23 protein-coding genes are annotated in these 22662 nt (G+C 66.7%); 12 read left to right on the forward strand and 11 right to left on the reverse strand.

Translation table 11 applies throughout. The features are described from left to right. Nucleotides 1-12 precede the first annotated feature (12 nt). Nucleotides 13-2661 carry an alpha-ketoglutarate dehydrogenase gene (gene mdeB, locus E5CHR_RS29310; protein WP_162583273.1) on the forward strand — a complete coding sequence of 883 codons (2649 nt, stop codon included), beginning with the start codon at nt 13-15 and terminating at the stop codon, nt 2659-2661. Here mdeB and E5CHR_RS29315 read toward each other — a convergent pair. After that, nucleotides 2658-3287 (reverse strand): TetR/AcrR family transcriptional regulator, encoded by a 630-nt coding sequence (locus E5CHR_RS29315; protein WP_162583274.1) that lies wholly within the window; start codon nt 3285-3287, stop codon nt 2658-2660. The two genes, mdeB and E5CHR_RS29315, sit on opposite strands and share 4 nt — an antisense overlap. Before the next feature lie 164 nt (nt 3288-3451). Between E5CHR_RS29315 and E5CHR_RS29320 the strand changes: the two genes are divergently transcribed. The 5 genes from E5CHR_RS29320 (at nt 3452) to E5CHR_RS29340 (ending at nt 7946) form a co-directional block, all read left to right on the forward strand. Beyond that, nucleotides 3452-4405, forward strand: coding sequence for a VOC family protein (locus E5CHR_RS29320; protein ID WP_162583275.1), 954 nt, complete (start codon nt 3452-3454; stop codon nt 4403-4405). Next, a complete protein-coding gene (locus E5CHR_RS29325; RefSeq protein WP_162583276.1) occupies nt 4402-5301 on the forward strand; it encodes a c-type cytochrome in 900 nt (299 codons plus the stop codon). Before E5CHR_RS29320 ends, E5CHR_RS29325 begins: the two co-directional genes overlap by 4 nt. A gap of 143 nt (nt 5302-5444) precedes the next feature. After that, nucleotides 5445-6110: a hypothetical protein gene (locus tag E5CHR_RS29330; protein WP_162583277.1), complete on the forward strand. Its 666-nt coding sequence runs from the start codon at nt 5445-5447 to the stop codon at nt 6108-6110. A 331-nt stretch (nt 6111-6441) separates the two neighbouring features. Then, nucleotides 6442-7653: a hypothetical protein gene (locus E5CHR_RS29335; protein ID WP_162583278.1), complete on the forward strand. Its 1212-nt coding sequence runs from the start codon at nt 6442-6444 to the stop codon at nt 7651-7653. Nucleotides 7654-7757: 104 nt separating this feature from the next. Beyond that, nucleotides 7758-7946: a hypothetical protein gene (locus E5CHR_RS29340; protein ID WP_162583279.1), complete on the forward strand. Its 189-nt coding sequence runs from the start codon at nt 7758-7760 to the stop codon at nt 7944-7946. 15 nt (nt 7947-7961) lie between these two features. Here the strand turns inward: E5CHR_RS29340 and E5CHR_RS29345 are convergent, their stop codons facing one another. Beyond that, a complete protein-coding gene (locus E5CHR_RS29345; RefSeq protein WP_162583280.1) occupies nt 7962-8270 on the reverse strand; it encodes a plasmid stabilization protein in 309 nt (102 codons plus the stop codon). Between the two features lie 114 nt (nt 8271-8384). Continuing rightward, nucleotides 8385-8735 (reverse strand): hypothetical protein, encoded by a 351-nt coding sequence (locus E5CHR_RS29350; RefSeq protein WP_162583281.1) that lies wholly within the window; start codon nt 8733-8735, stop codon nt 8385-8387. Between the two features lie 125 nt (nt 8736-8860). Between E5CHR_RS29350 and E5CHR_RS29355 the strand changes: the two genes are divergently transcribed. Next, a complete protein-coding gene (locus E5CHR_RS29355; protein WP_162583282.1) occupies nt 8861-9076 on the forward strand; it encodes a hypothetical protein in 216 nt (71 codons plus the stop codon). Here E5CHR_RS29355 and E5CHR_RS29360 read toward each other — a convergent pair. Continuing rightward, complete coding sequence (locus E5CHR_RS29360; protein ID WP_162583963.1) at nt 9033-11363, reverse strand: ATP-dependent DNA helicase; 2331 nt, start codon at nt 11361-11363, stop codon at nt 9033-9035. The genes E5CHR_RS29355 and E5CHR_RS29360 overlap by 44 nt on opposite strands. A gap of 254 nt (nt 11364-11617) precedes the next feature. On the opposite strand from E5CHR_RS29360, the gene E5CHR_RS29365 reads away from it, so the two are divergent. Together E5CHR_RS29365 and E5CHR_RS29370 are read left to right on the forward strand one after the other, a co-directional pair. Next, nucleotides 11618-12121, forward strand: coding sequence for a CinA family protein (locus E5CHR_RS29365; protein ID WP_162583283.1), 504 nt, complete (start codon nt 11618-11620; stop codon nt 12119-12121). 176 nt (nt 12122-12297) lie between these two features. After that, entirely contained in the window at nt 12298-13299 is a 1002-nt protein-coding gene (locus tag E5CHR_RS29370) for an SDR family oxidoreductase (RefSeq protein ID WP_162583284.1), read from the forward strand. Here E5CHR_RS29370 and E5CHR_RS29375 read toward each other — a convergent pair. Next, nucleotides 13274-14428: a YihY/virulence factor BrkB family protein gene (locus tag E5CHR_RS29375; protein WP_162583285.1), complete on the reverse strand. Its 1155-nt coding sequence runs from the start codon at nt 14426-14428 to the stop codon at nt 13274-13276. The two genes, E5CHR_RS29370 and E5CHR_RS29375, sit on opposite strands and share 26 nt — an antisense overlap. 98 nt (nt 14429-14526) lie before the next feature. Next, nucleotides 14527-15435 (reverse strand): LysR family transcriptional regulator, encoded by a 909-nt coding sequence (locus tag E5CHR_RS29380; protein ID WP_162583286.1) that lies wholly within the window; start codon nt 15433-15435, stop codon nt 14527-14529. Between the two features lie 133 nt (nt 15436-15568). Between E5CHR_RS29380 and E5CHR_RS29385 the strand changes: the two genes are divergently transcribed. Beyond that, nucleotides 15569-16327 (forward strand): SDR family oxidoreductase, encoded by a 759-nt coding sequence (locus tag E5CHR_RS29385; protein WP_162583287.1) that lies wholly within the window; start codon nt 15569-15571, stop codon nt 16325-16327. 33 nt (nt 16328-16360) lie between these two features. On the opposite strand, the gene E5CHR_RS29390 is transcribed toward E5CHR_RS29385, so the two are convergent. Further along, nucleotides 16361-17410 (reverse strand): SDR family oxidoreductase, encoded by a 1050-nt coding sequence (locus E5CHR_RS29390; RefSeq protein WP_162583288.1) that lies wholly within the window; start codon nt 17408-17410, stop codon nt 16361-16363. A 158-nt stretch (nt 17411-17568) separates the two neighbouring features. On the opposite strand from E5CHR_RS29390, the gene E5CHR_RS29395 reads away from it, so the two are divergent. Beyond that, the gene (locus E5CHR_RS29395) at nt 17569-18048 is read left to right on the forward strand and encodes an FKBP-type peptidyl-prolyl cis-trans isomerase (protein ID WP_162583289.1); all 480 of its coding nucleotides are present in this window, start codon (nt 17569-17571) and stop codon (nt 18046-18048) included. A gap of 61 nt (nt 18049-18109) precedes the next feature. Here E5CHR_RS29395 and E5CHR_RS29400 read toward each other — a convergent pair whose 3' ends face one another. Both E5CHR_RS29400 and E5CHR_RS29405 read right to left on the reverse strand, forming a co-directional pair. After that, nucleotides 18110-18349 (reverse strand): hypothetical protein, encoded by a 240-nt coding sequence (locus E5CHR_RS29400; RefSeq protein WP_162583290.1) that lies wholly within the window; start codon nt 18347-18349, stop codon nt 18110-18112. 100 nt (nt 18350-18449) lie between these two features. Then, nucleotides 18450-18665, reverse strand: coding sequence for a hypothetical protein (locus tag E5CHR_RS29405; protein ID WP_162583291.1), 216 nt, complete (start codon nt 18663-18665; stop codon nt 18450-18452). A 403-nt stretch (nt 18666-19068) separates the two neighbouring features. Here E5CHR_RS29405 and E5CHR_RS29410 point away from each other — a divergent pair, with 403 nt between their 5' ends. Further along, entirely contained in the window at nt 19069-20133 is a 1065-nt protein-coding gene (locus E5CHR_RS29410; protein WP_162583292.1) for a pirin family protein, read from the forward strand. Here E5CHR_RS29410 and E5CHR_RS29415 read toward each other — a convergent pair. Together E5CHR_RS29415 and E5CHR_RS29420 are read right to left on the reverse strand one after the other, a co-directional pair. Beyond that, nucleotides 20130-21509, reverse strand: a complete 1380-nt coding sequence (locus tag E5CHR_RS29415) for a hypothetical protein (protein WP_162583293.1) — start codon at nt 21507-21509, stop codon at nt 20130-20132. The two genes, E5CHR_RS29410 and E5CHR_RS29415, sit on opposite strands and share 4 nt — an antisense overlap. A 113-nt stretch (nt 21510-21622) precedes the next feature. Next, the gene (locus tag E5CHR_RS29420; protein WP_232062234.1) at nt 21623-22639 is read right to left on the reverse strand and encodes a Bug family tripartite tricarboxylate transporter substrate binding protein; all 1017 of its coding nucleotides are present in this window, start codon (nt 22637-22639) and stop codon (nt 21623-21625) included. Nucleotides 22640-22662 lie beyond the last annotated feature (23 nt).

Raw genomic sequence — 22662 nt, forward strand, 5'->3', positions numbered from 1 at the left:
AAAGTGCGGCTGATGAATGCCCCGATTTCCAACGACCAGCTGCGGGCGCTGCTCGATGCGCCCCTTCACGACCCCGACCCGGCCGAGACCACGGAATGGCGCGAAGCCTTTACTGCCCTCGCCGAGACGCACGGGCCCGAGCGCGCACGCTGGATGCTGGACGAGCTGGCGCGCATCGCCCGCACCCGCCGCATCGGCTGGCAGCCCGAGCTGGCCACTCCTTATGTCAACACCATCGCGGTCGAGCAGCAGCCGGCGTTCCCCGGTGACTTGGCGATCGAGGAGCGGCTGGCCTCCCTGATGCGCTGGAACGCGCTCGCGATGGTCGTGCGCGCCAACCAGGCCTATGGCGAGCTGGGCGGCCACATCGCAAGCTATGCCAGCGCGGCCGATCTGTTCGAGACAGGCTTCAACCACTTCTTCCAGGCACGAGACGCTTCCCATAGCGGCGACCTCGTGTTCTTCCAGCCGCACAGCGCGCCGGGCGTCTATGCGCGGGCCTATCTGGAAGGCCGGCTCACCGCGGAAGACCTGCAGCAGTACCGGCAGGAGCTCAGCGCACCCGCATTCGCCAGCGGCAGCGGCGCGCGCGGCCTCAGCAGCTACCCTCATCCCTACCTGATGCCGGACTTCTGGCAGTTCCCCACCGGCTCGATGGGCATCGGCCCCATCAGCTCGATCTACCACGCGCGCTTCATGCGCTATCTCACGCATCGCCGTCTGCTCGACTGCGGCGCACGAAAGGTCTGGGGCGTGTTCGGCGACGGCGAGATGGACGAGCCCGAATCGATGAGCGCGCTCACGCTCGCCGCCCGCGAGAAGCTCGACAACCTCGTGTGGGTCGTCAACTGCAACCTGCAGCGCCTGGACGGCCCGGTGCGCGGCAACGGCCGCATCATCGACGAGCTGGAGAAGCTGTTCGCCGGCGCCGGCTGGAACGTGATCAAGCTGGTCTGGGGCAGCGACTGGGACGGCCTGTTCGCGCGCGACACCGCGGGCGCGCTGGTGCGCGCCTTCGCCAGCACGGTGGACGGCCAGATGCAGACCTTCGCGGCCAAGGATGGCCGCTACAACCGCGACACCTTCTTCGGCCAGAACGAGCAGCTGGCACGTCTTGTCGAAGGCCTGACCGACGAGCAGATCGACCGGCTCAAGCGCGGCGGCCACGACCTGGTGAAGATCCACGCCGCCTACGCCGCGGCTGCGTCGCATCGTGGCCAGCCCACCGTCATCCTCGCCCACACCAAGAAGGGCTACGGCATGGGCAGCGCGGGCCAGGGCAAGATGACCACGCACTCGCAGAAGAAGCTGGGCGAGACCGACCTCATCGAATTCCGCAACCGCTTCAGCTTGCCGCTCACCGACGAGCAGGCCGCGCAGGCCGCCTTCTACAAGCCGGCGGAGGACAGCCCAGAGATGCGCTACCTGCGCGAGAAGCGCGCCGCGCTGGGCGGCAGCATGCCGAGGCGCGAGACAGCATGCGAGCCGGTCGCCAAGCCCGACATCGCTGCCTACGCGCAGTTCGCGGTGGCCGCCGCGGGCAAGGAGATGAGCACCACCATGGCCTTCGTGCGCATGCTGGGCAACCTGATGAAAGACAGCGCGCTGGGGCCGCGCGTCGTCCCCATCGTGGCCGACGAGGCGCGCACCTTCGGCATGGCCAACCTCTTCAAGCAGGTGGGCATCTACTCGAGCGTGGGACAGCGCTATGCGCCGGAGGACATCGGCTCGGTGCTCTCGTACCGCGAGGCGACCGACGGCCAGATCCTCGAGGAGGGCATCAGCGAGGCGGGCGCCATCGCGAGCTGGACGGCTGCCGCCACCAGCTACAGCGTGCACGGGCTGGCGATGCTGCCCTTCTACATCTACTACTCGATGTTCGGCTTCCAGCGCGTCGGGGACCAGATCTGGGCCGCCGCCGACCAACGCCCGCGCGGCTTCCTGCTGGGCGCCACCTCGGGCCGCACCACGCTGGGCGGCGAGGGCCTGCAGCACCAGGACGGCACCAGCCATCTGATCGCCGCCACCATTCCGAACTGCAAGGCCTACGACCCGGCCTTCGCGGGCGAGATGGCGGTGATCGTCGATGCCGGCATCCGCGAGATGATGGTCGAGCAGAAGGACGCCTTCTACTACGTCACGCTGATGAACGAGAACTACGCGCAGCCCGACCTGCCGCCGGGCGTTGAAGCGGACGTGCTGCGCGGGTGCTACCGCTTCCAGGCCGCTGCGGGCGCGGGCCCGAAGATCACGCTGATGGGTTCGGGCGCGATCCTCACCGAAGTGCTCAAGGCCGCGCAGCAGCTGGCCGGAGAGGGCATCGATGCCGAGGTCTTCAGCGTCACCAGTTGGAGCGAGCTGGCACGCGACGGGCAAGCCTGCGAGGCACGGGCGGTGGCCGGCGCGGCGGAGCCGGGCCAGCCCTTCATCGCGCAGCAGCTCGCCGGCAGCAGCGGGCCGGTGATCGCCGCCACCGACTACGTGCGCGCCGTGCCCGAAAGCATCCGCGCATTCCTGCCGCCCGGCCGGCGCTACCTCACTCTCGGCACCGACGGCTTCGGGCGCAGCGACACGCGGGCAGCGCTGCGCGCCTTCTTCGGCGTGGATGCCGCAAGCATCGTGCGGGCGGCGCGGTTCGCACTCGCCGGCGCAGCCCGCTAGGCGCGCTTCGCCTTCGCCCCCGGCTTTTTCCTCGAGGCCGGCGCTGCGCCCATGGGCGGAAAGGGCGGCAGCGGCCGGTGCGCCACCTCGCGCGCCGCCGCCGCTTCCATCCCCAGCCCGCGAAGCACGCAGGTCGCGACCTCGCGGCCATGGTTCGGAGGCGCCAGCCCCAGCGCCACGCTGCGCATCGCCTGCGCGATGGTGCCGTTGATCAGGTCCATCGCCGCCGCCTCGCCGGGAATGCGGAAGGCCTTCTGCTTGACGCCCAGCCGCAGGTCGGCAAGCACGTAGTGACGGATCTCCAGCAGCAGCTCGGGCGCGGCGGCGGCCACGTCCAGCGTCATCAATGCCCATTGCGGGCTCTGCTCGGCCAGCCAGATGTAGCGCTGGTTGCCGATCGCCATGCGGTGCGCGCCCTCGGTGATGCCCTGCTGACTCTCGCCGATGCGGCGGCACAGCGAGTCGGCCAGCAGCACCGCCACCGCACGCGCCACCTCGTCCTTGGTCTTGAAGTGGTTGTAGACCGTCCCGGTGGTCATGCCGGCAACCGCCGCCAGCTCCTGCATGGTCGCGGCGGCAAAGCCGCGCGTGGTGAACACGCGGATCGCCGCCTGGACCAGCTGCACCCGCGTGCGCTCCCGTTTGGCCAGCCCAGGTTGCGGCCGCCATACGCTTTCGGCCAGGGCATCTGGCAAAAGTGGTATTGACGGTATTCCGAAATTCAAAGCATCATCCATTTTTATACACACATACCATTTTTACTCTGACCGTCCACGAAAGCGAGTTTGCCATGCCCCCCGATCTACGTCTCGGCTACCTGATCTTCGAAGCACGAAAGCCCGCACGGTGGGCCAGCTTCTGCCAGCACATGCTCGGCCTGCCGGCACCGAGGGCCAATGCCGACGGCAGCCTCGGCTGGCAGGTCGACGACGCCTCGCAACGGCTGATCGTGCGGGAGGGCCCGGCCGACGACCTGGCGGCGCTGGGCCTGGAATGTGCCGACGAGGCCACGCTGGAGCGGCTGCTCGCGCGCCTGCGGCAGGGCGGCATCGCGGTCGAGGCGGCGGATGCTGCATCGCGCGACGCACGACGCGTGCAGCGCCTGCATCGGTGTGCCGACCCGGCCGGCAACACCATCGAGCTGTTCACCGGCCTTGACCCGGCCGACCGGCCCTTCGCTTCCGAAGCCTTCCCGGCAGGCTTTCGCACGGGCAATCTCGGCCTGGGCCACGCAGTGCTCGTGTCGAGCGACATGGAGGCGATGGAAGCCTTCTACGCCCTGCTCGGCTTCGGCGTGACCGAGCGGCTCGCCACCCGGGTCGGACCGATGGACATCCGTGGCGTGTTCCTGCACTGCAACCAGCGCCATCACTCGATCGCACTGTTCGACATGCCGCTGGCCAAGCGCATCCATCATTTCATGCTGCAGGCCGAGCGCCTGAGCGACATCGGCATTGCCTTCGAGCGCGCGCAGCGCCACAAGGTGCCGCTGTCGCTGGCGCTGGGCCAGCATCCCGACCCGGACGGCACCTTCTCCTTCTACGGCGCCACGCCCTCGGGCTTCGACTTCGAGATCGGCGCCGGCACGCAAACCATCGATCCCGCGGGCTGGCAGCCCCAACAGACCGGGGTGACCAGCGCCTGGGGCCACAAGCCCAGCCTGCGGCTGCAACTGAAGATGGCTGCCGGCCTGATCGCCCGCAAGGTTTCCGGCACACCGCGCCGCGCGAAGGAGCTGGCATGACGACGACTGCCCGGCGCTGGCTCAAGCGCGGCGCCCTGGCGCTGCTCGTCCTGGTCGCGATCGCCGCCGCGGTGCTCTTCGCGGGCGACCGGCTGGCACGCCAGAAGATGCAGCGCAAGCTGGACGTCACGGTCAAGGCCGTGCCCTATCGGGAGGATGCGGCGGCGGTCGAGCGCGGCCGCTATCTCTTCGCTTCGCGCGGCTGTGTCGATTGCCACGGCGCCAAGGGCAATGGCCACCTGTTCCTCGACGACGGCAAGGGCATGCGCATTGCAGGCCCCAACATCAGCCCGGGGGCCGGCAGCGTGGTGGCCGGCTACGCACCCGAGGACTGGGTACGCGCCATTCGCCATGGCGTCGCCCGCGGCGGCCGGCCGCTGATGGTGATGCCGAGCGAGGACTACAACCGCTTCACCGACGAGGACCTGGCCTCGCTGGTGGCCTACATCCGGCAGCTCCCGCCGACGGCGGGCGGTGCTGCCGTGCTCGATCTGCCGCTGCCGGTGCGCGCCTTCTACGGCTTCGGCCTCATGCAGGATGCCGCCGCCAAGATCGATCATGCGCTGCCGCCTGCGCAGCCCGTGCCCGACGGCGTGAGCACGGCGCACGGCGCATACGTTGCCAACATGTGCCTCGGCTGCCACGGCGCCAAACTCGTCGGCGGCAAGATTCCCGGCGCGCCACCCGACTGGCCGCCTGCGGCCCGCCTCGTGCCAGGCGAAGACAGCGCGATGGCGCGCTATGCCGAGGCCGACACCTTCGCGCGCATGTTCAAGACGGGCACCCGGCCAGACGGGACGCCGATCAAGGTCATGCCTTTCGGGTCACTCGGGCAGATGAACGACACCGACGTGCGGGCGCTGTTCCTGTACCTGAAGAGCCTGCCACCGGGCTGATCGACCTGGGCTCGTCAGGCTGCCCTTCAGGCACCCCAGAGATCCACCCCGATTCCGCGCAAACCTGACGAATTGTTTCGCCATAAAAAGGAAAGTTCAACGACTGCATAAGATCGGCCGCCTCAGAAAACCAAGGGAGAAATATGAGAGCTCTGGTCTTGTTTAGCGCGTTCATCCTTTTGATGACGGGCTTTGCCCACTCTGCGAACCTCTATGGCGATCAGGTCATTTACAAAGGTCAATTACTGTCCTCGGAAGATGGTCGATACAGATTGATCATGCAAGACGACGGCAATTTGGTGTATTACAGGACGTCCGACTGGTCTGCTCGATGGTGGACCTCTACACAAACGACTGGTGGACACCTCGCTGTCATGCAAGGCGACGGAAATTTCGTCGTCTACGATGCCTCTTGGAGGGCGCTGTGGCAAACGGAGACCAGTGGTCGTCCGGGCGCCTTGATTGCAGCACAGAACGACGGCAATCTCGTAATTTATCAGAATGGTCAAGCCATTTGGGATATTGGAGCTGACATCCCTGAACCGACCAAAATAGGCGATACCGTAGGTCGAGCCATGGAGACTAACATGCCTTACGGATTTTTGGGGCACATAGGTTTTTTCGATAGATTTGGGATCTATGAAGTCCTTAATGACGGCAAGCGAACGCTGTTGCCTACAATACACTGGCGAATTTTAAAGAGAGAGCATATAACGGGTACTGGGGCGCCGCCTCTCCAGCCATTCCTGACTACTTTGTCTATGGGTGTTACGCCGATTATTGCGGTCCATCTTCATATAGCACCGTAGACGCAAGAAGGGCAATGGCTTTACACGCATTTCAGATCCTTTCAATAGGTGCAAGCTATACGTATCTATCTCAATTCACAACTGCAGCGCCGCGCAATCCCAGTCAGGGAGCTCGCCGAGGAACATATCGATGCGACACGTACGTTCTCGACATTTTTAACGCGTTCGAGACAAACGTGACCGACGCCAACGGCGTTCCTCTCGATCTCGTTAATTATCCCGCCAATCATCCTCTTCGTCGCTGGTTAGATTTCACGCTAGAACTGAGGTCAACAACAAGAACTCCGCTAAACATTTTCAATAAAATCAGAAGCTATAAAGGTTAGGCACGGTGAAAAAGGCAATTATGATTTTCGGAACTGTGGGTGGCGCCTTGATTGCCTCACTTGCTGTCCTTCAACAAGGGCAAAACTCTGAAACAGGATATGCATTTGACGGGTCGATCAATACTACGACTGTTCCAGCACCCTTAAAATTTGATGGTGCTGCAGATTACAAGGCAAAGATTTCCGTTGCAAATTCGAAAACGGATGAGGAACATCCTCTGCGTTTCTACAAGCCGCAGCCCGGCCTCGAAGGCCGTAATTCAATGGATGAGATTTACTTCAAAGGTGTTCCCGCCACTGCTCAATCAGTCGATCTTGTACGCACGCTTTTGTACAGCGGTACGCTGAGTTCAGACGAAAAGATCCCGCTGCTTCGAATATTGGCGGAGCTTTACGATCGACAAAATACAACAGGTGCCAACACTGACATTGCGCTAATTTTGAAGAAGTTCGCCTTCGATCCCGACAAGCAGGTCGCAGGGCAAGCAGCCATACATTATGCCCGACAGGTGGAATACCAACCAGGAACGGAGCTCGTGTTGAAAAAGGCGCTCGAAAACGGCGCCCTCGACACCGATGCCTATTTTCAGGAGCTGGCCCATCTTGTGCCCAGCGCACCACTGGACAAGAAAAAAGAATTTCTCGCAGAAATTCGTGCAGCCCGCAGCCTGATTGGCCGCGATGTGCTCGTCATGGGCCTCAACAGCGGCGAGGAGTTCAACGCCGTGTCGTTTCTCAAGTCCTCCGAAGACATGGCGGGGTTGCTGCGAGAAACGCAGCCCCAGTTCGGCCCGCGCGTGGGGCTGGGCATCGGGGAGTCGGTTCGCTACATGGAATGGCTCCGCGCCAGTGCCGCGATCGAGAGCCACGAAACGGGGCGCAGCATGGACGACGTCATCGTTGCGAGACTGAGCCGGCCGAACACCGACGAACGCAAGATCATGAGCTTTCTGATTTCGCCCCAGGCAAGGGCCGTGCTGGCGGCTGCCACGCCCGACTCGCCCGTTCAGAAGCTAGTCGCCATTTCGCAGCTCTATGCTTCGCAACTGCCGGGCGACAGGGACATGCCCGCCATGGTCCAGGCGATCAGGGCGCAGATGAAGAACCCGCCACCCCTGCCGCCGCCAGTCGTTCTCATGCCGCCGACCGGGCCCCTCATCGGGCCGAGCTCGGCCCCTCCGGGGTATCCGATGTACGTAGCTCCGCCCCGGCAATAGAACACCAAGCATTCTCCGGGAGCGCAATGCCCCCATTCACTGCTTGGCGGGTCATGTCTGATGCCCCTACCATCTCATCCGCTTGATCGCCAAGGAGGGACACGATGAGCAACGAATTGCGCAGAAAGCTGCACGAGCTGCAGGAGCTCTCGAACAACGCGCCCGACCCTGCCACGCGCGCCCTCATCGAGGCCGTGCGGCTTCAGACGGCGGTGCTCAACGAGCGCCTGTTCGCCGTCGAGCTGCACCTGGCAGAGCTGCTCAAGCGCAGCGGGACCCACCCGCTGCCCTGAACGGCGTGCGTTCGGTCAGTGGGCCGCGGCGTTGCGCTTGCGCGTGGCCGCCGCCTTCTTGGCCGAGGCCGACCGCTGTGCGGCGGTGCGGCCGGCCGAAGCGGCTCCGCCCTTGTGGCCACCCTTGCGCGACGGCGCATGGTTCTCGGCCTTGCCGCGGCCGGAGCCGCTCTTCTTGCCTCCGCCGGTCTCGGCGTTGACCGTGGCCCACGCACGGCGCTCGGCTTCCTTTTCGCCCAGGCCGCGCTTCTCGTAGCCTTCTTCGATGTGCTCGGCCTGGCGTTTTTGCTTGTCCGTATAGGACGATTGGTCACCTCTGGGCATGGTCACTCCTTCAGGATGTCGACGCCCAAATGCTGCGCCGCCGCGCAGGCACTCGGGTAGGAACGCCGAGGCATTGCACGTCAGCGTCCTCCGTCGTGCCCACGTGCATGCAGCTCAGCGCTTCGCCTCGCGCGACGTGCGCTCCCGCTCTGCTTCCTCGAGCTGCGTGGCATCGGTGCCGATGTCGGGGATTCCTGGCTGACCGGTCCCATCGTAGAGCCGGCGGCCCATGCGGCTGCCGTGCAGCGGGTCGTCCTGGCCCACCGCCCGGTTCTGTTCGATGTTGCGGCCCGAGGCATCGCCGCGATCCCCGAGCCGGGCCTCGTGCTCGCCCAGCGGACCGGGTGGGGCAGGGTGTGTGGTCTTGGTGTCGGTCATCGGGATCTCCTTTCGATGCATGAAGGGCGTGCTGTTGTTCCTGAGCTTGCCGCCTGCGCCATGCGACTGGCGCAGTCCGGCAGTCACCGGCGGCGTAGGCGGATTCGCGCGCGCCGCGGCGAGACGAATCTCGGCAGGGCCTTGGCGCGGTTTCCTACAGCACCGCGCAGCGGAGGGTCCTAGCTTGGGTTTTCAGATCACGAGGAGGCCTCATGGGCACGACATCGAACGACCCCTTCCCCTTCCCGACCTCGGAGAAGCACGACGCCCCGCCCGAGCTGCACAAGCCGGTCGCGGAGGAGCCGAGCGAAGAGGCGCTGGACAACGGTGTGGAGGAATCCTTCCCGGCCAGCGACCCCGTGTCGGTCACCGTCGACAAGGTCATCACGCCGAAGAAGGAAGACGCGAAGCAGGACGCGAAGCGCTGAACAGCGGCTGCACCCGCCACCAGGCGGGCAGCAGCGCGCGGATGTCCTCGCGCGCGAAGCGGTCGTCCAGCAGGTAGAGCACGCCCGCATCCTGCTCGGTGCGAATGACACGCCCCGCCGCCTGCACGACCTTCTGCAGGCCAGGGTAGACATACGTGTAGGCGTAACCCTCGCCGAACAGCGCCTGCATGCGTTCACGCATGCGCTCGTTGGCCGGGTTGTGCTGCGGCAGGCCGAGGCTGGCGACGAAGGCGCCGACCAGTCGGTCTCCCGGCAGGTCGATGCCTTCTCCGAAGGCACCGCCGAGCACCGCAAAACCAATTCCGCGGCCGCCGGGCGCGAAGCGCGCGAGGAAGGCCTCGCGTTCGGGCTCGCGCATGCCGCGGGCCTGGGCCCACGCCGGCACCTCGGGATGGCTCGCGGCCAGCGCCTCGAAGGCGCTCGAAAGATAGTCGAAGCTGCTGAAGAACGCGAGGTAGTTGCCGGGCTGCTGCGCATACTGCGCGGCGATGAGACCGACGAGGCGTTGCAGCGAACCGGCGCGGTCGCGAAAGCGCGTCGAGACATCCATGGCGATGCGCACCGTCAGTTGCTCGCAGCGAAAGGGCGAGCCCACGTCGAGTGTGGCAGTGCCTTCGGGCAAGCCGAGCATGTCGCGGTAGAAGGAGAAGGGCGCCAGCGTGCCGGAAAAGCAGGTCGTGCTGAGGCTGCCCGCGAAGCGTCCCCGCAGGAACGGCGCGGGCACCAGGTTGCGGATGGCCATGGCTTCGCCGCCCTCGCTGTCTTCCAGCGTGGATTCGAACACCGAATGCTCGCCGAATGAATCGGCCAGCCGAGCGAATTGCAGCAGGTCGAAGAAGCACTGCTGCAGCGCGCCCTGCGCCTCCTGAGGCTGGGCAGCGAAGTGGTCGCCGAGCGCGACCACCGTCTCCTGTAGCGCACGCGCCAACGCCGCGGGGATGGTGTCGGAGGCGCGGTACGGCTCCACTTGCGTCAGCTGCTGCCGCTGCCATTCGCGCTGCAGCTTGCCCAGTGCCTTCTTGACGGCCGGGGGCGCCTGGCGGCGCACCGCACGCAGACCCGCGGCATGGAGACGGGCGCTGTACATCCCGCGCGCGCGATCCAGCAGGTTGTGCGCCTCATCCACCAGCAACGCTGCGCGCCAGCCTTCCTCCTGGCCCAGTGCCCACAGGAAGGCACTGGAATCGAAGTAATAGTTGTAGTCGCCGACGATGACATCGCACCAGCGCGCCAGCTCCTGGGCGAGAAAGTAGGGGCAGACCGCATGCATCAGCGCGATGCGCCGCAGCTCGGCGCGGTCCAGCCAGGCGATGCCGACGGCCTCGGCGCGTGCGGCCGGAAGGCGGTCGTAGAAGCCGCGCGCGAGCGGGCAGGACTCGCCGTGGCAGCTCTTGTCCGGATGCTCGCAGACCTTCTCTCGCGCCGCCAGTTCCAACACGCGCAACGGGTGGCCTGCGCGCAGCAAGCGCACGCCGTCCAGCGCGATCGCGCGGCCCGAGGTCTTGGCTGTGAGAAAAACGACCTTGTCGATGCGCTGCCGGGCGCCGGCCTTGAGCAGCGGAAAGAGGGTGGCGACCGTCTTGCCGATGCCGGTAGGCGCCTGTGCCAGCAGGCAGCGCTCGGCGACGGCGGCGCGATAAACCGCCTGCGCCAGCTCGCGCTGCCCGGGCCTGAAGCCCGCATGCGGGAAAGCCAGCGCGTCCATGGCGGCATCGCGCGCCGCGCGATGCGCCGCCTCCTGCTCGGCCCAGGCGAGGTAGCGGCCGCACAGCGCCTCGAAGTGGGCGCGCAGGGCCTCGCGCGTCATCGTCTCGGCCAGCGCGCGCTCTTCGTCCGAGCCCAGGTCCAGGTACACCAGCGCGACCTCGAGGCTCTCCAGGCCACGGGCCTCGCACAGTATCCACGCGTAGCAGCGCGCCTGGGCCCAGTGCAGCGCCCGGTGGTTCGCGCGGATGGCTTCGAAGTCGCCGCGGAAGGTCTTGATCTCCTCCAGCCGGCCGACTTGCGGGTCGTAGCCATCGGCCCGGCCGCGCACCCGCAGGCGGCCGAAGCGTGCGGTGAGGCTCAGTTCGCTTTCGTACGCGTCGCCTCGCCGCCCCTGCACCAGGCGGTGCCCGGCGAGGCCCTCCTGCGCACTGGGCACCGGCACGAAGCGCAGGTCCAGGTCACCGGCCCGCGCGGCGAAGGCGCACAGGGCCTTGACCGAGACAACGAGCTCGGCGACCGGCACCGGCTCTGCGGCTGGCGAGGAGGAGGGATCGGTCATCATGCGGCAATCTGGATGAATATACAGTCGACGGCGCGCCGAGCCGTCCTACACCAGTCCTCGCGCAGCACGCACACGCCAGGCGACCGCCGCTTCCTAGGTTGGTAGTCCCATCGACAGGAGACACCCTTGGAAGCATTCGACCTATTCCCGCTCGCCATCCTGATGGCCACCGCATGCGGCGTCGGACCCGCACTCGAACTCGCGAGGCAGCACGCGCGCAGCATGGCCCGGCGGACCTGAGGGAGCCTCTCATGGACAACACGGACGGCAACGGCGCAGGAAAGGCCGCGGCGCTCTACCTGCAGGAGCACGAGCTGGTGCTGGTGACGGCGGAGTCCTGCACCGCGGGGCTGATCGCCTCGCGCCTGGCCTCGGCGCCGGGCGCGGGCCGGGTGCTGGAGTCGGCCTTCGTGGTCTATGACCCGAAGGCCAAGCATCGCCACCTGGGCGTGAAGAAGGCGACGCTCGAGCGCTTCAACCTCACCAGCGAAGCCGTCGCCGTCGAGATGGCGCGCGGCGCCCTGTCGCACAGCGATGCCAATCTGGCGATCGCCAACACGGGCGTGGCCGACGACACGGACGCCGCCATTCCGGCCGGCACGCAATGCTTCGCCTGGGCGTTCCGCGACGGCAGCCGCACGCAGATCTTCAGCGAGACCAAGCGCTTCAACGGGGATCGCAACGAGATCCGCGAGGCCGCAGCGGACTACGCGCTGCAGCAAATCGCCCACTACCACCGCCGCTTCAAGGCCTGACGCGGCTGCCTTTGCGACCGGCTCCGCCGATCGGCGCCTGCACATCGGCGTCGGTCGCATCCTCTTCGTGGAACTTCGCCGAGTCTGCGCGGGCGATGCGGCATCGGACGACATGGCGCGCGGGGCCGGCTGGCTACGGTGGACTCATCCCCACCCGCAACCAGCAGGAGCATTAGATGCCTTCCCCCCAAGACAATTCCTCGCAGGACACCAGCGACGTCGCAGAACAGCAGCGCAAGGTGCAGCGCGAACAGGACGCCAAGGACCGCAAGGCCGGCGATGCCGAGCCCAGCAAGAAGGCGGTGCAGGCCGGCCACCGTCCCGAGCCCGAGAACCCCATGCCGGCCCAGCATCTGCAAAAGCCCGGCCTGGAGGCCGACATGGACCTGCAGCCGCGGTTCCAGGCCTCGGGCTACCTCGGCAGCGGCAAGCTCGACGGCATGGTGGCGCTGGTGACCGGCGGCGACTCCGGCATCGGGCGCGCGGTGGCACTGCTCTACGCGCGCGAAGGCGCCGACGTGGCCATCGTCTATCTGGAGGACGAGCAGGTCGATGCCGAGGAAACGCGGCGCTGCATCCATGAAGAGGGCCGCCACTGCGTTCTCATCCCCGGCGACGTACGCGATCCGGAGTTCTGCCGGCGCGCAGTGAAGGAAACCATCGAAGCCTTCGGCAAGCTCGACATCCTGGTCAACAACGCCGCCTTCCAGCTGCACGCAACCGACATCGAGGACATCACCGACGAACGGCTGGACCTCACCTTCAAGACCAACATCTACGGCTACTTCCAGATGGCGCGCGCCGCCGTGCCGCACCTGCCGCGTGGCGGCTCGATCATCAACACCGGTTCGGTCACCGGGCTGGAAGGCAGCGCGCACCTGCTGGACTATTCGACCACCAAGGGTGCGATCCATGCCTTCACCAAGTCGCTGGCGAGCAACCTGCTGGACAAGGGCATCCGCGTCAATGCAGTGGCCCCGGGCCCGGTTTGGACGCCGCTCAACCCCGCCGACCGCTCGGGCGAGGAGGTGCAGGACTTCGGCAAGCAGACCGACATGAAGCGGCCGGCGCAACCGGAAGAGCTGTCGCCGGCCTACGTGTTCCTGGCAGCACCCGCATGCTCGAGCTACATCACCGGCATCGTGCTGCCAGTCACCGGGAGCGTCGGGGCGGTGTAGCAGCCCGGCGCCGGCCGGCCTTGCGCTGGCGCCGTGTCCAGTGGCCGGCGAGCACGTTGCCGAGGCTGAGCGCGCCCAGCCACAGCAGTTGGCGCAGCAAGTCTGCGCTCGCGCGCTCCACGCGGCTGTCGATCTCCTGCTGTGCACGCGCCGTGCGGCCGAGGCCCGAATAGTCCGGCGGGGACTCGGTGAGCGCCGGCCGCATGCCGCCGTTTTCGACGCGATCCGTACCGGCTTCCGCATCCGATGCAGCTGCCTGCGTGGCGGCTACCGCCTTCGTGCCCGACGCAGATCCGTGCGCGTTGGCGTAGACCTTGGTGAACTCCGCGCCGAGCAGGAAGATCTGTGCCGCGTAATACACCCAGGCCACCAGCAGCACCAGCGAACCGGCGGCAGCGAAGGACTCGTTGACGCCGCTCTTGCCCAGGTACAGCCCGATGGCGAACTTGCCGAGCTCGAAGAGCACGGCGGTCACGAAGGCGCCGATCCAGACGTCGCGCCACGCGATCGTTGCGGTGGGCATCAGCTTGTAGATCATCGCGAACAGCACCGTCATGATGACCAGCGAGATCACCAGGTTGAGCGCGTGCAGCAGGAGCTCCCAGCCGGGCATCAGCCCGCCGAACCAAGTGCCGAAGGCCGACAGCCCAGCGCTCACGACCAGCGACACGATCAGCAGGAAGGCGAGCCCGAGGATCAGGCCGAAGGACAGCAGGCGTGCGCGCAGCACCGCCCACACGCCGGAGGGCTTCTCGCGTTCCGGCACATGCCAGATCCGGTCGAGCGCGCTCTGCAGCTCGGCGAACACCGTGGTGGCACCCACCAGCAGCACGACCGCGCTGATCAGCCCTGCGATCAAGCCCTTCTCGGGCTCGCTCACGCTGCGCAGCATGGCCTCCACCGCGGTGGCGCCATCGCGCCCGACCAGCCCCGAGATCTGCTCCACGATCTGCCCCTGCGCCGCCTCCCGTCCGAACAGTGCGCCGGCGATCGCGATCACGATCACCAGCAGCGGCGTCAGCGAAAAGATCGTGTAGTAGGAAATCGCGGCGCCCATGCTCGGCGCGTAGTCGTCGACCCAGGCGCTCACGGATTGGCGGCAGAGGTCGTACAGGTGCTTCAGGTTCATGGCGGCCTCTCGGTTCGTTGAGGCCAATGTCGTCCGCGCGGCTGCGGCGGCCGTGCGGCAAGCTTGCAAGATCGAGTAGGCGCTCGCTTATTGGATCGTCAGCGCGTCGGCTTCGCACCGCCCGCCCATGCGCGCACGAGCGTGTCGTACACCAGCCGCACGCGCGCGGGCACGGGCGAGCGCTGCGCCCGCCACACGTGCACCGGCCACGGCTCCGGCGCCTCGGCGTCGAGCACCGAAACCAGCTGCCCGGTCTGCAGCCACGGCTCGGCGAGGGGCGCCACCAGCTGACCGAAGCCCAGGCCGGCCAGCACCGCGGAGCATTCGGCATCGGTGTCGTCGGTGACAAAGGCCGGCGCGGACACCGGCATCTGGCGCTTGCGGCGGAAGGCCCAGTGCCACGGGCGCCCGGTCCTCGGGTCGATCAGTGCCGTGAGCGGCAGGCGCTGCAGGTCCTCGACGCTGCGCGGCACGCCGGTGCGCGCCACGAGCGCCGGCGACGCCACCACCAGCAGCGCCATCCGCTCCACTGTGCGGGCCACGAAGCGGCTGTCGGGCTGGCTGCCCACGCGCACGCCGATGTCGATGTGCTGGTCGACCGCGTCCGCCATCTGCTCCGACAGACGCAAGTCCAGCAGCAGGCCGGGATGGGCCGTCAGCACAGGCGCCAGCAGTTGCGGAATCCAGCGGCGGCCGAACACATTGGGCACGGTCACCCGCACGGTGCCCGCGTGCTGCGACAGCGCGCGCCTGTCGGTGCGATGGAAGAGCGCATCCACACCGCCCACGGCCATGCGCGCCCGCTCGACCAGGGCGCGCCCGAAGTCCGTGAGCTGCACACCGCGGGTGCTGCGGTGGAACAGCGGCTCGCCCAGTTCCTCCTCCAGCTCGCGCACCGAGCGCGTGACGACCTGCGGCGACACCGACAGGCGGATCGCCGCATCACGGAAGTTGGGGGCGTCGGCAGCGGTGCAGAAGACGCGCAACGCTTCGAGGCGATTGGACATGGCAGAGGGCTCTTCCAAAAAAAGGAGCGTTCCGGAATCAGGAATTCAGAACGCGCCGAAGTTTCATTTACGGGAACGCCTGGATTTTCCACACTCACGTCACTCCTCCACAACCCATTCGAAAGGAAGCTTCATGACATCCGTTCAAGACAACATCCGCGGCAAGGTCGCCATCGTCACCGGTGCCAGCAGCGGGCTCGGCGAAGCCACCGCGCGCCATCTCGCGGCGCGCGGCGCCAAGCTCGTGCTGGCCGCGCGGCGCACCGGCCGGCTCGAGCAGCTGGTCGCCGAGATCCGGGAAACCGGCGGAGAGGCCATCGCGGTCGCCACCGACGTGGCGAAGCGCGCCGACCTCGAGAAGCTCGCCCAGGCCACCGTCGACGCTTTTGGCCGCATCGACGTGATGGTCAACAACGCCGGCGTGATGCCGCTGTCACCCATGGCCAAGCTCAAGGTGGACGAGTGGGACCGCACCATCGACGTCAACATCAAGGGTGTGCTCTACGGCATTGCGGCCGTGCTGCCGCGCATGCAGGCTCAAGGCAGCGGCCACATCGTCAATGTGGCATCGATCGCGGGCCTGAAGGTGTTCACGCCCATCGGCACCGTCTACAGCGCCACCAAGTTTGCAGTGCGGGCCATTTCCGAGGGCTTGCGCGTGGAGGTGGGCAACAGCGGCGTGCGCGTGACCATCGTGTCGCCCGGTGCCGTGGAATCCGAACTGAAGTTCGGCACCACCGATGCGGAGACCGCCGCCGGCGTGCAGGCCTTCTACGAAGCGAGCCAGATCCCTGCGGATTCCGTGGCGCGGGCCGTGGTGTATGCGGTCGAGCAGCCTGCGGACGTGGACATCAACGAGGTGGTGCTGCGGCCGGTATCCCAGGAGTTCTGAGCGCTTGCAAGCTGCGCCGGCAAGCACGGGCGCTCAGCAGCGTGCAGGCCTGCGCCGCCGCAGCGCCCACCATCCCGCGAGCGCCACCGCGCCCATCGCGGTCACTGCGATGCCGACGCTCGCGGCAGCCTGGTGGTCCGGCCTCGAGGCCGCAAAGCCGCCGTCGATGGCATGTCCGCGCGAAGGCGTGAACAGGTTGCCATCGGTCTGCGGCCGCGGCTCGGCGCTTTTCAGCGCGCGCTCGGTCGCCCACCTCATCAGCCGCGCCATCAGGTTGGGCGCGAGCGCATGGGCCCAGATGCCTGCCCGCGCGCCTGCGCCGAGGTAGGTCGAGGCCCGCGGCCTCCGGCTGAGCGACAGCAGGACCTTGGCCACGCGCCGCGGATCGACCAGGCCCGGAGGCGGGCTGAGCCGGTGGCCGCTGTAGTTGGCGCCGTGCGTCACGCCGGGGGTGTCGACGAAAGTGGGATAGACGTCGCACACGCGCACTCCCGGCAACTCCGCCAGTTCGGCCCGCAGCGCCTCGGAAAAACCGCGCAGCCCGAACTTGCTGGCGCTGTAGGCCGCGGCATAGGGCGACGACACCCAGCCGCCCACGGAGATCATGTTGATCAGCGTGCCGCAGCCACGCGCGCGAAAGTGCGGCAGCACCGCATGGGCGCCGTTCATGTGGCCGAGCAGATTGGCCTCGACCACGCGCCGGTGCGCGTCGATGGGCGTCTGGTCGAACAGGCCGATGGCACCCACCCCGACGTTGTTGATCCAGACATCGATCTGCCCGAACCGTTCCATCGCGGCTTCGGCCAGGCGCTTGACCGCCGCGGCATCGGTGACGTCCGTCGGGTGCACCAGCACGCGCGCGCCGGCTTCGCTGCACTCTGCGGCAACGACCTCGAGCGCTTCGCGCTCCCGCGCCGCGAGCACCAGGTCGGCGCCCTCGGCCGCAAAGGCGAGCGCGGTCGCCCGACCAATGCCACTGGAGGCGCCCGTGAGGACCACGACCGGCGACAGGACGTACGAGGCGTTCGATGATGACGGGGCGGTGGACGTGGAAGAAGCAGGAGGAAAATCAAGGGAAGACATGGGCAGGCTCCAATGTGCGAGACGCGCGTTGCTTCGCTTATCCGGTCGCCCCGGCGCGCGCTTCGTGGGAGCCGGCTCCGTCGCCATGTGGGCGATCGATGACAAGCCTGGACCTGACCGAAAATCCGCTTTCCGAGTCAAGCCCCCCCACACACACCATGAAAATCCAGAAAGACACTGTCGTCACCCTGCGCTACAAGGTCGCCGACGCCACCACCAGCAAGCTGATCGAGGAAAGCCGCGAGCCGATGGTCTACCTCCACGGCGGCTACAACAACACCTTTCCGAAGATCGAAGCCGCATTGGAGGGCAAGGAGGCGGGCTACCAGGCCACCCTGCACCTGGCGCCTGGCGATGCCTTCGGCGAGCGGGACGAGTCGCTGCTGCGCACCATCTCGAAGGCGGACTTTCCACCCGGGGTCAAGGTCGGCGGCCAGTTGGAGGGCCGCAACGACCGGGGCGAACCCCAGGTGTTCAACGTGATGAAGATCAAGGGCCCGCAGGTGATCCTCGACGGCAACCACCCGTTCGCGGGCAAGTCACTGAAGTTCAGCCTGAGCGTGACCGGCGTGCGCGCCGCAACGCAGGAAGAAATCGCGCATCGCCATGTGCATGGCGAGCACGGGCACCATCACTGAGTGGGGAGCCGGCTGTCCGTGCACTGCAGCCACAGATAGCGCATCGCGAGAATCGCGGCCATCACGCCATTTCCCCGCCGAGGATCTCCGGCCGGTTCGTCGCCAGGAAGGCCTTGTGCCGGTCCTGCGGCCAGAGCTTGACCAGGTCTGTCAGGCGCCTGGCGTCGTTCTTGGACGCGTCGGCCTCGGCGGGTGGATCCGTCGCGACCCCGGTTTCCCAGGCCTCAGCTTGAGTGGGCTGCTTGGGTGAGGGGGGCATGAGGGTCGGATCGAAATCCGGGGGCGGGGTGGCGATGGGCATGTCAGGTGACTCCTTGCTTCATTGCAAAGTAGTCCCCGGTGTCGAGGCTCCTCTGTAGGAAGGGGCCGTGGTGCAGGCGGCGCGCCGTCGCGGCTTCGTGTCAGACCCACCAGCACCCGGCAGCCAGTGCGGCGGCCACGGCAAGCAGGCTGGTGTGATCGACGGCCTGCCAGATCAGCTGAGCCACGTTGCCGCCGCCAGGAATGTTGCTCGCGGCCATGACGGAGAAGGTGCAGACGCCCAGCGCGTAGTAGGCGAGCACGGCCAGGAACGGGGTGGCGAAGCGCCTCACCGGACCGATAGCCCGACGCGGCATCCAGCTCGACCTGAGCAGCGGGAGCGGCAACGGCTGGGTACACATGGCCCGTGTGGGGACGCCTCGCTTGCCGTGACGGCGGTCCTCGTCGCTGGGTTGTAGGGGCTGCTGGTCCATGTTGTCAGGGTCGTGGAATCGGATACGCGACGGTCTCTCTCGCCGCAGCCGGCGATGTCGAAGGGTTTCGAAGTGCCTGGGTCCGGCATTGTGGCGTTGCCAAGCCGCCGCCCATTCAGCGAACAGGACGGCCATTGCCCCGCACATCGTTGCGTTCGCGAGGCGACAGCGTCCTGCGCCTGGCACTTCGCCTAGCCTCGATCGACCCCATCTGTGATGAACCATGCCCGGTCGTTTCGATCGGATCAGAATGAATGTCTGTCACACAGGCACAGGAAAGAACATCATGAGCGCCGCTGACCCCATCGTCCGCCTCGAAGCCCTCGGCTTCCCCTGGAAGACCATCGACCCCTTCCTGTTTTGCGCCTACCACGACGACGCCTACCCGCGCGCCGACTCGCAGATGGGGCCCGAAGCCTCGCTGGCCGGCCGCGATCTCGGCCAGGACTTCAGCCGCAGGGATGGATGGAGCATGTACCACGGCCACCCGGTGCCGGGCTTTCCGGGGCACCCGCACCGGGGCTTCGAGACCGTGACCATCGTGCGCAAGGGGCTCATTGACCATTCCGATTCGCTGGGCGCGACCGCGCGTTTCGGCGGCGGAGATGTGCAGTGGCTCACCGCCGGCCGCGGCATCGTGCATGCGGAGATGTTCCCCTTGCTCGACCGCGCCGGGCCCAATCCGCTGGAGCTGTTCCAGATCTGGCTCAACCTGCCCGCGCGCAGCAAGATGGCGCAGCCGCACTTCACCATGTTCTGGGCCGAGGATGTCCCGCGCTTCACCGCGATGGACGGCGAGGGACGTTCGACCGAGGTGGCCAGCATCGCAGGGCGCATTGCGCCCATCGACGGCGAGCCGGGCGCCGGCGGGCCGCTGGCGCCACCGCCCGACTCGTGGGCCGCGCAACCTGATGCCGACGTCGCCATCTGGACCTTGAAGATGGAGCCCCACGCCTGCTGGGTGCTGCCGGGAGCGACCGGCAAGGGGACGCGGCGCAGCCTGTACTTCTTCAAGGGCAGCTCGGTCAGCTTGGCGGGGCACAAGGTAGACCGTCACGCCGCGATCGAGCTGCGGGCCGATGCCCGGGTGGAGCTCGTCAACGGCGACGCGGAAAGCGAGTTCCTGGTCCTGCAGGGCCGCCCCATCGGCGAGCCCGTGGCGCAGTACGGCCCCTTCGTGATGAACACGCAGGCCGAGATCGCGCAAGCCATGGCCGATTACCGCCGCACCCAGTTCGGCGGCTGGCCCTGGGCCGACATGGCACCGGTGCACGGACGCGATCCCGCGCGCTTTGCGCGGCATCCGGACGGCAGCGAGGAACGGCCCGAAGTGCCGGCGGGCGTGCTCTAGACCTCGCCTACGCCGGAATTCGCGTCGCTCTCCAGGGGGTGAGTCATCGACTGGACCGTGAGGTTGTTCCGATAGTTTTTCTCGGCTTGCCTGCGGCCTTCTTGTGCTCCCAAGAAGGTGGCTTTGCTGACCACCGTCAAGCCGTGGCTGCCGCTCGTGTTGAGGAACTTTCCGAAGTACTCGACCAATGGCTGGATCGGGACGCCGGCGTGATCTTCTCGGGTCTGGTCGTCACTATCCTGGAACAGCTGCAACGACAGGGTTCTGGTCAACTGCTCTGTCGCACCCTCCGTCGCAAAACGCCGCATCTGCTCGTTGCGTCGGAGGGTCGGATCGAGCCAGTTCAACGTGTCGATGAGGTCTCGGCTGTCGTTGTCGTTGTCATCCAGGCCATCGCGCGCATTGAACCCCAGCCCTTGCAAGGAATGCAGCGACTGCCCTTCCTCGTGCTCGTGGCGCATTCCGGAAAGTTCAGGGACCCACGATGGGCTGGGAAGCTTGATGTCCCTCAAATGCTTGGCCAATGACGCCCGGGCCACTATGCGTCGACCGTCTCCCGGATCGACCGTGTCGGGGGCATGCAGTTCAATCTGTTGAACGCTGCGCTCCGGCGACAGTTTCAGGTTGGCCGCAACAACGGCCTGGACTGCGCACCAAAGCTCATCTGCCTCCGTACTCGTGACGTCGAGTTTCTCTACACCGCCCGTGCGCAAAACTCGAAGGAGTTCTGAGGATAGTTCTTCGACATTGTGTTCCGCCGAATAGGAATCCAAGCTGATCTCCCGGACGCCGCGCTCGAGCAGGGACAACACTTGTGGAGATCCACTCACGCATTCGAGCGTGTCGCATTGCTGGATGCATTCACGCAGGAGGTCTCGGGTCGCCAAGCTTTGCTCGGGCACATACCAGCGACTGGGTTGGTGGTAGTCGAAGCTCGTGACGCGAGACTGCGGGCTTGCCATGACCTCGTACAGCGCTCGCGCAATCTCGTCCGCAATGCAATCCGACACGCTGACGCCGAACTTCATCCGGCGGTCGTGAGCTTGCTTGAGCAGTCCGATGACCTCTTCGCTGGAGTCTCTCGTCAAGCTCAGCGTAGGGATGAACGACGAGCCTTGCTGCATGGTGGAGAACCGCTCGATGTCCTGCAAACCTGCGTCCCGGAGCCATCCAGACAAGTCACGGCTGTCAGCGTGCGAGAGCGTCTCGCCATCGAGGAATTTGTAGAGGGCTGCCGTCCCCGGCGTGCCCCTTTCCGGCAGATCGAAGGCGCCGAGCTGGCTGCGTCGGACTTCGCTGATCGGTTGCTCTTCACTGGATGCACTGCAGGTCGGGGCTTTTGGCAGTTGAATGTTTCGGTAGCTGCGGATGTGCATGGTCTTCCAATGAGTGAGTGCCACACTGGGTAACCTCGTGCTCGACAAAGGTTCCACTTGCCGTGCGTTCGACCAGCGCTCGCATCCGCAGGCCGCGCCCGGCCTGCGCCGCTTCAATCCAGCTTGACCTTCGCCTGCCGGATCACCCGGCTCCACATCGCGCGGTCGGCTTCGATGAAGGCGCTGAACTCGGCCGGCGTGTTGCAGCGCAGCTCGCCGCCGTAGGAGCGCCACTTGTCGGCGAGCTCCTTCGACTCGCAGGCCTTCTTCATTGCGGCGCTGAGCTTGTCGAGGATGGGCTGCGGCGTTCCGGCCGGCGCGAGCAGCCCTTGCCAGGCGACAGGCGCGTAGTCGGGCAGGCCGGCCTCGGCGAAGGTCGGCACCTCCGGAAAGCTCGGATGCCGCGCCTTGCCCGTGATGGCCAGCAGCTTGAGCTTGCCCGCGCGGATGTTGCCCGCCGCCGCGGGCAGGCCGTCGAACATCAGCTGCACCTGGCCGGCGATCAGGTCGGTGTAGGGGCTGTTGCTGTTGTAGGGCACGAGGTTGGTCTTGACGCCCGCGGCGTCGTTGAACCACACGCCGGAAAGATGCGAGTAGCTGCCGATGCCGGCCGTGGCCACCGTGACCGAGTCGGGCTTGGCCTTGAGCTCGGCAATGAGCGTGCGCGCGTCCTTGGCCGGCAGGGCGGGCGTGGCGATCAGCCCGGTGTTGAGCACGCCCATCAGGCTGATCGGTGCGAAGTCGCGCTCGGCATTGAAGGGCAGCTTGGCGTATAGATGCGGCACCACCGACAGGGAGCTCGTGGTGCCGATGTAGAGCGAGTAACCGTCGGCCGGCGCCTTGGCGGCCGCTTCGGTTCCGATGATGTTGGAGGCGCCCGGCCGGTTCTCCACGAAGAAGGACTGCCCGAGCACCTTGGTGAGCTCGGCCGCGATCTCGCGCGCGTTCGCGTCGGGCCCGCTGCCGGCCGGGAAGGGGGCAATGATCCGGACCGGCTTGGCAGGGTAGTCCTGTGCGTGGACGACGGCGTGCGCCGCCAGCGTGAGGGTGGCGCCGGCGAGCAGCTGCCGGGCGAGCGCGGCAAAGGCATTCTTCATCGACATCTCCATGGTGATGGGGGTCGTGCGCATCGTACGAAAACATCTTTGTTTTG

The organism is Variovorax sp. PBS-H4 (assembly GCF_901827205.1).
Taxonomy (GTDB): domain Bacteria; phylum Pseudomonadota; class Gammaproteobacteria; order Burkholderiales; family Burkholderiaceae_C; genus Variovorax.

What these genes read in the sequence shown, in the direction of transcription:
- E5CHR_RS29385 (WP_162583287.1), top strand. Translation starts at nt 15,569, where the DNA reads ATGACATCCGTTCAAGACAACATCCGCGGCAAGGTCGCCATCGTCACC.
- E5CHR_RS29345 (WP_162583280.1), bottom strand. Translation starts at nt 8,270, where the DNA reads ATGCCCAGAGGTGACCAATCGTCCTATACGGACAAGCAAAAACGCCAG.
- E5CHR_RS29405 (WP_162583291.1), bottom strand. Translation starts at nt 18,665, where the DNA reads ATGCCGCGTCGGGCTATCGGTCCGGTGAGGCGCTTCGCCACCCCGTTC.
- E5CHR_RS29330 (WP_162583277.1), top strand. Translation starts at nt 5,445, where the DNA reads ATGAGAGCTCTGGTCTTGTTTAGCGCGTTCATCCTTTTGATGACGGGC.
- E5CHR_RS29360 (WP_162583963.1), bottom strand. Translation starts at nt 11,363, where the DNA reads ATGACCGATCCCTCCTCCTCGCCAGCCGCAGAGCCGGTGCCGGTCGCC.
- E5CHR_RS29370 (WP_162583284.1), top strand. Translation starts at nt 12,298, where the DNA reads ATGCCTTCCCCCCAAGACAATTCCTCGCAGGACACCAGCGACGTCGCA.
- E5CHR_RS29355 (WP_162583282.1), top strand. Translation starts at nt 8,861, where the DNA reads ATGGGCACGACATCGAACGACCCCTTCCCCTTCCCGACCTCGGAGAAG.
- E5CHR_RS29320 (WP_162583275.1), top strand. Translation starts at nt 3,452, where the DNA reads ATGCCCCCCGATCTACGTCTCGGCTACCTGATCTTCGAAGCACGAAAG.
- mdeB (WP_162583273.1), top strand. Translation starts at nt 13, where the DNA reads ATGAATGCCCCGATTTCCAACGACCAGCTGCGGGCGCTGCTCGATGCG.
- E5CHR_RS29395 (WP_162583289.1), top strand. Translation starts at nt 17,569, where the DNA reads ATGAAAATCCAGAAAGACACTGTCGTCACCCTGCGCTACAAGGTCGCC.
- E5CHR_RS29365 (WP_162583283.1), top strand. Translation starts at nt 11,618, where the DNA reads ATGGACAACACGGACGGCAACGGCGCAGGAAAGGCCGCGGCGCTCTAC.
- E5CHR_RS29380 (WP_162583286.1), bottom strand. Translation starts at nt 15,435, where the DNA reads ATGTCCAATCGCCTCGAAGCGTTGCGCGTCTTCTGCACCGCTGCCGAC.
- E5CHR_RS29410 (WP_162583292.1), top strand. Translation starts at nt 19,069, where the DNA reads ATGAGCGCCGCTGACCCCATCGTCCGCCTCGAAGCCCTCGGCTTCCCC.
- E5CHR_RS29340 (WP_162583279.1), top strand. Translation starts at nt 7,758, where the DNA reads ATGAGCAACGAATTGCGCAGAAAGCTGCACGAGCTGCAGGAGCTCTCG.
- E5CHR_RS29325 (WP_162583276.1), top strand. Translation starts at nt 4,402, where the DNA reads ATGACGACGACTGCCCGGCGCTGGCTCAAGCGCGGCGCCCTGGCGCTG.
- E5CHR_RS29375 (WP_162583285.1), bottom strand. Translation starts at nt 14,428, where the DNA reads ATGAACCTGAAGCACCTGTACGACCTCTGCCGCCAATCCGTGAGCGCC.
- E5CHR_RS29420 (WP_232062234.1), bottom strand. Translation starts at nt 22,639, where the DNA reads ATGCGCACGACCCCCATCACCATGGAGATGTCGATGAAGAATGCCTTT.
- E5CHR_RS29390 (WP_162583288.1), bottom strand. Translation starts at nt 17,410, where the DNA reads ATGTCTTCCCTTGATTTTCCTCCTGCTTCTTCCACGTCCACCGCCCCG.
- E5CHR_RS29400 (WP_162583290.1), bottom strand. Translation starts at nt 18,349, where the DNA reads ATGCCCATCGCCACCCCGCCCCCGGATTTCGATCCGACCCTCATGCCC.
- E5CHR_RS29415 (WP_162583293.1), bottom strand. Translation starts at nt 21,509, where the DNA reads ATGCACATCCGCAGCTACCGAAACATTCAACTGCCAAAAGCCCCGACC.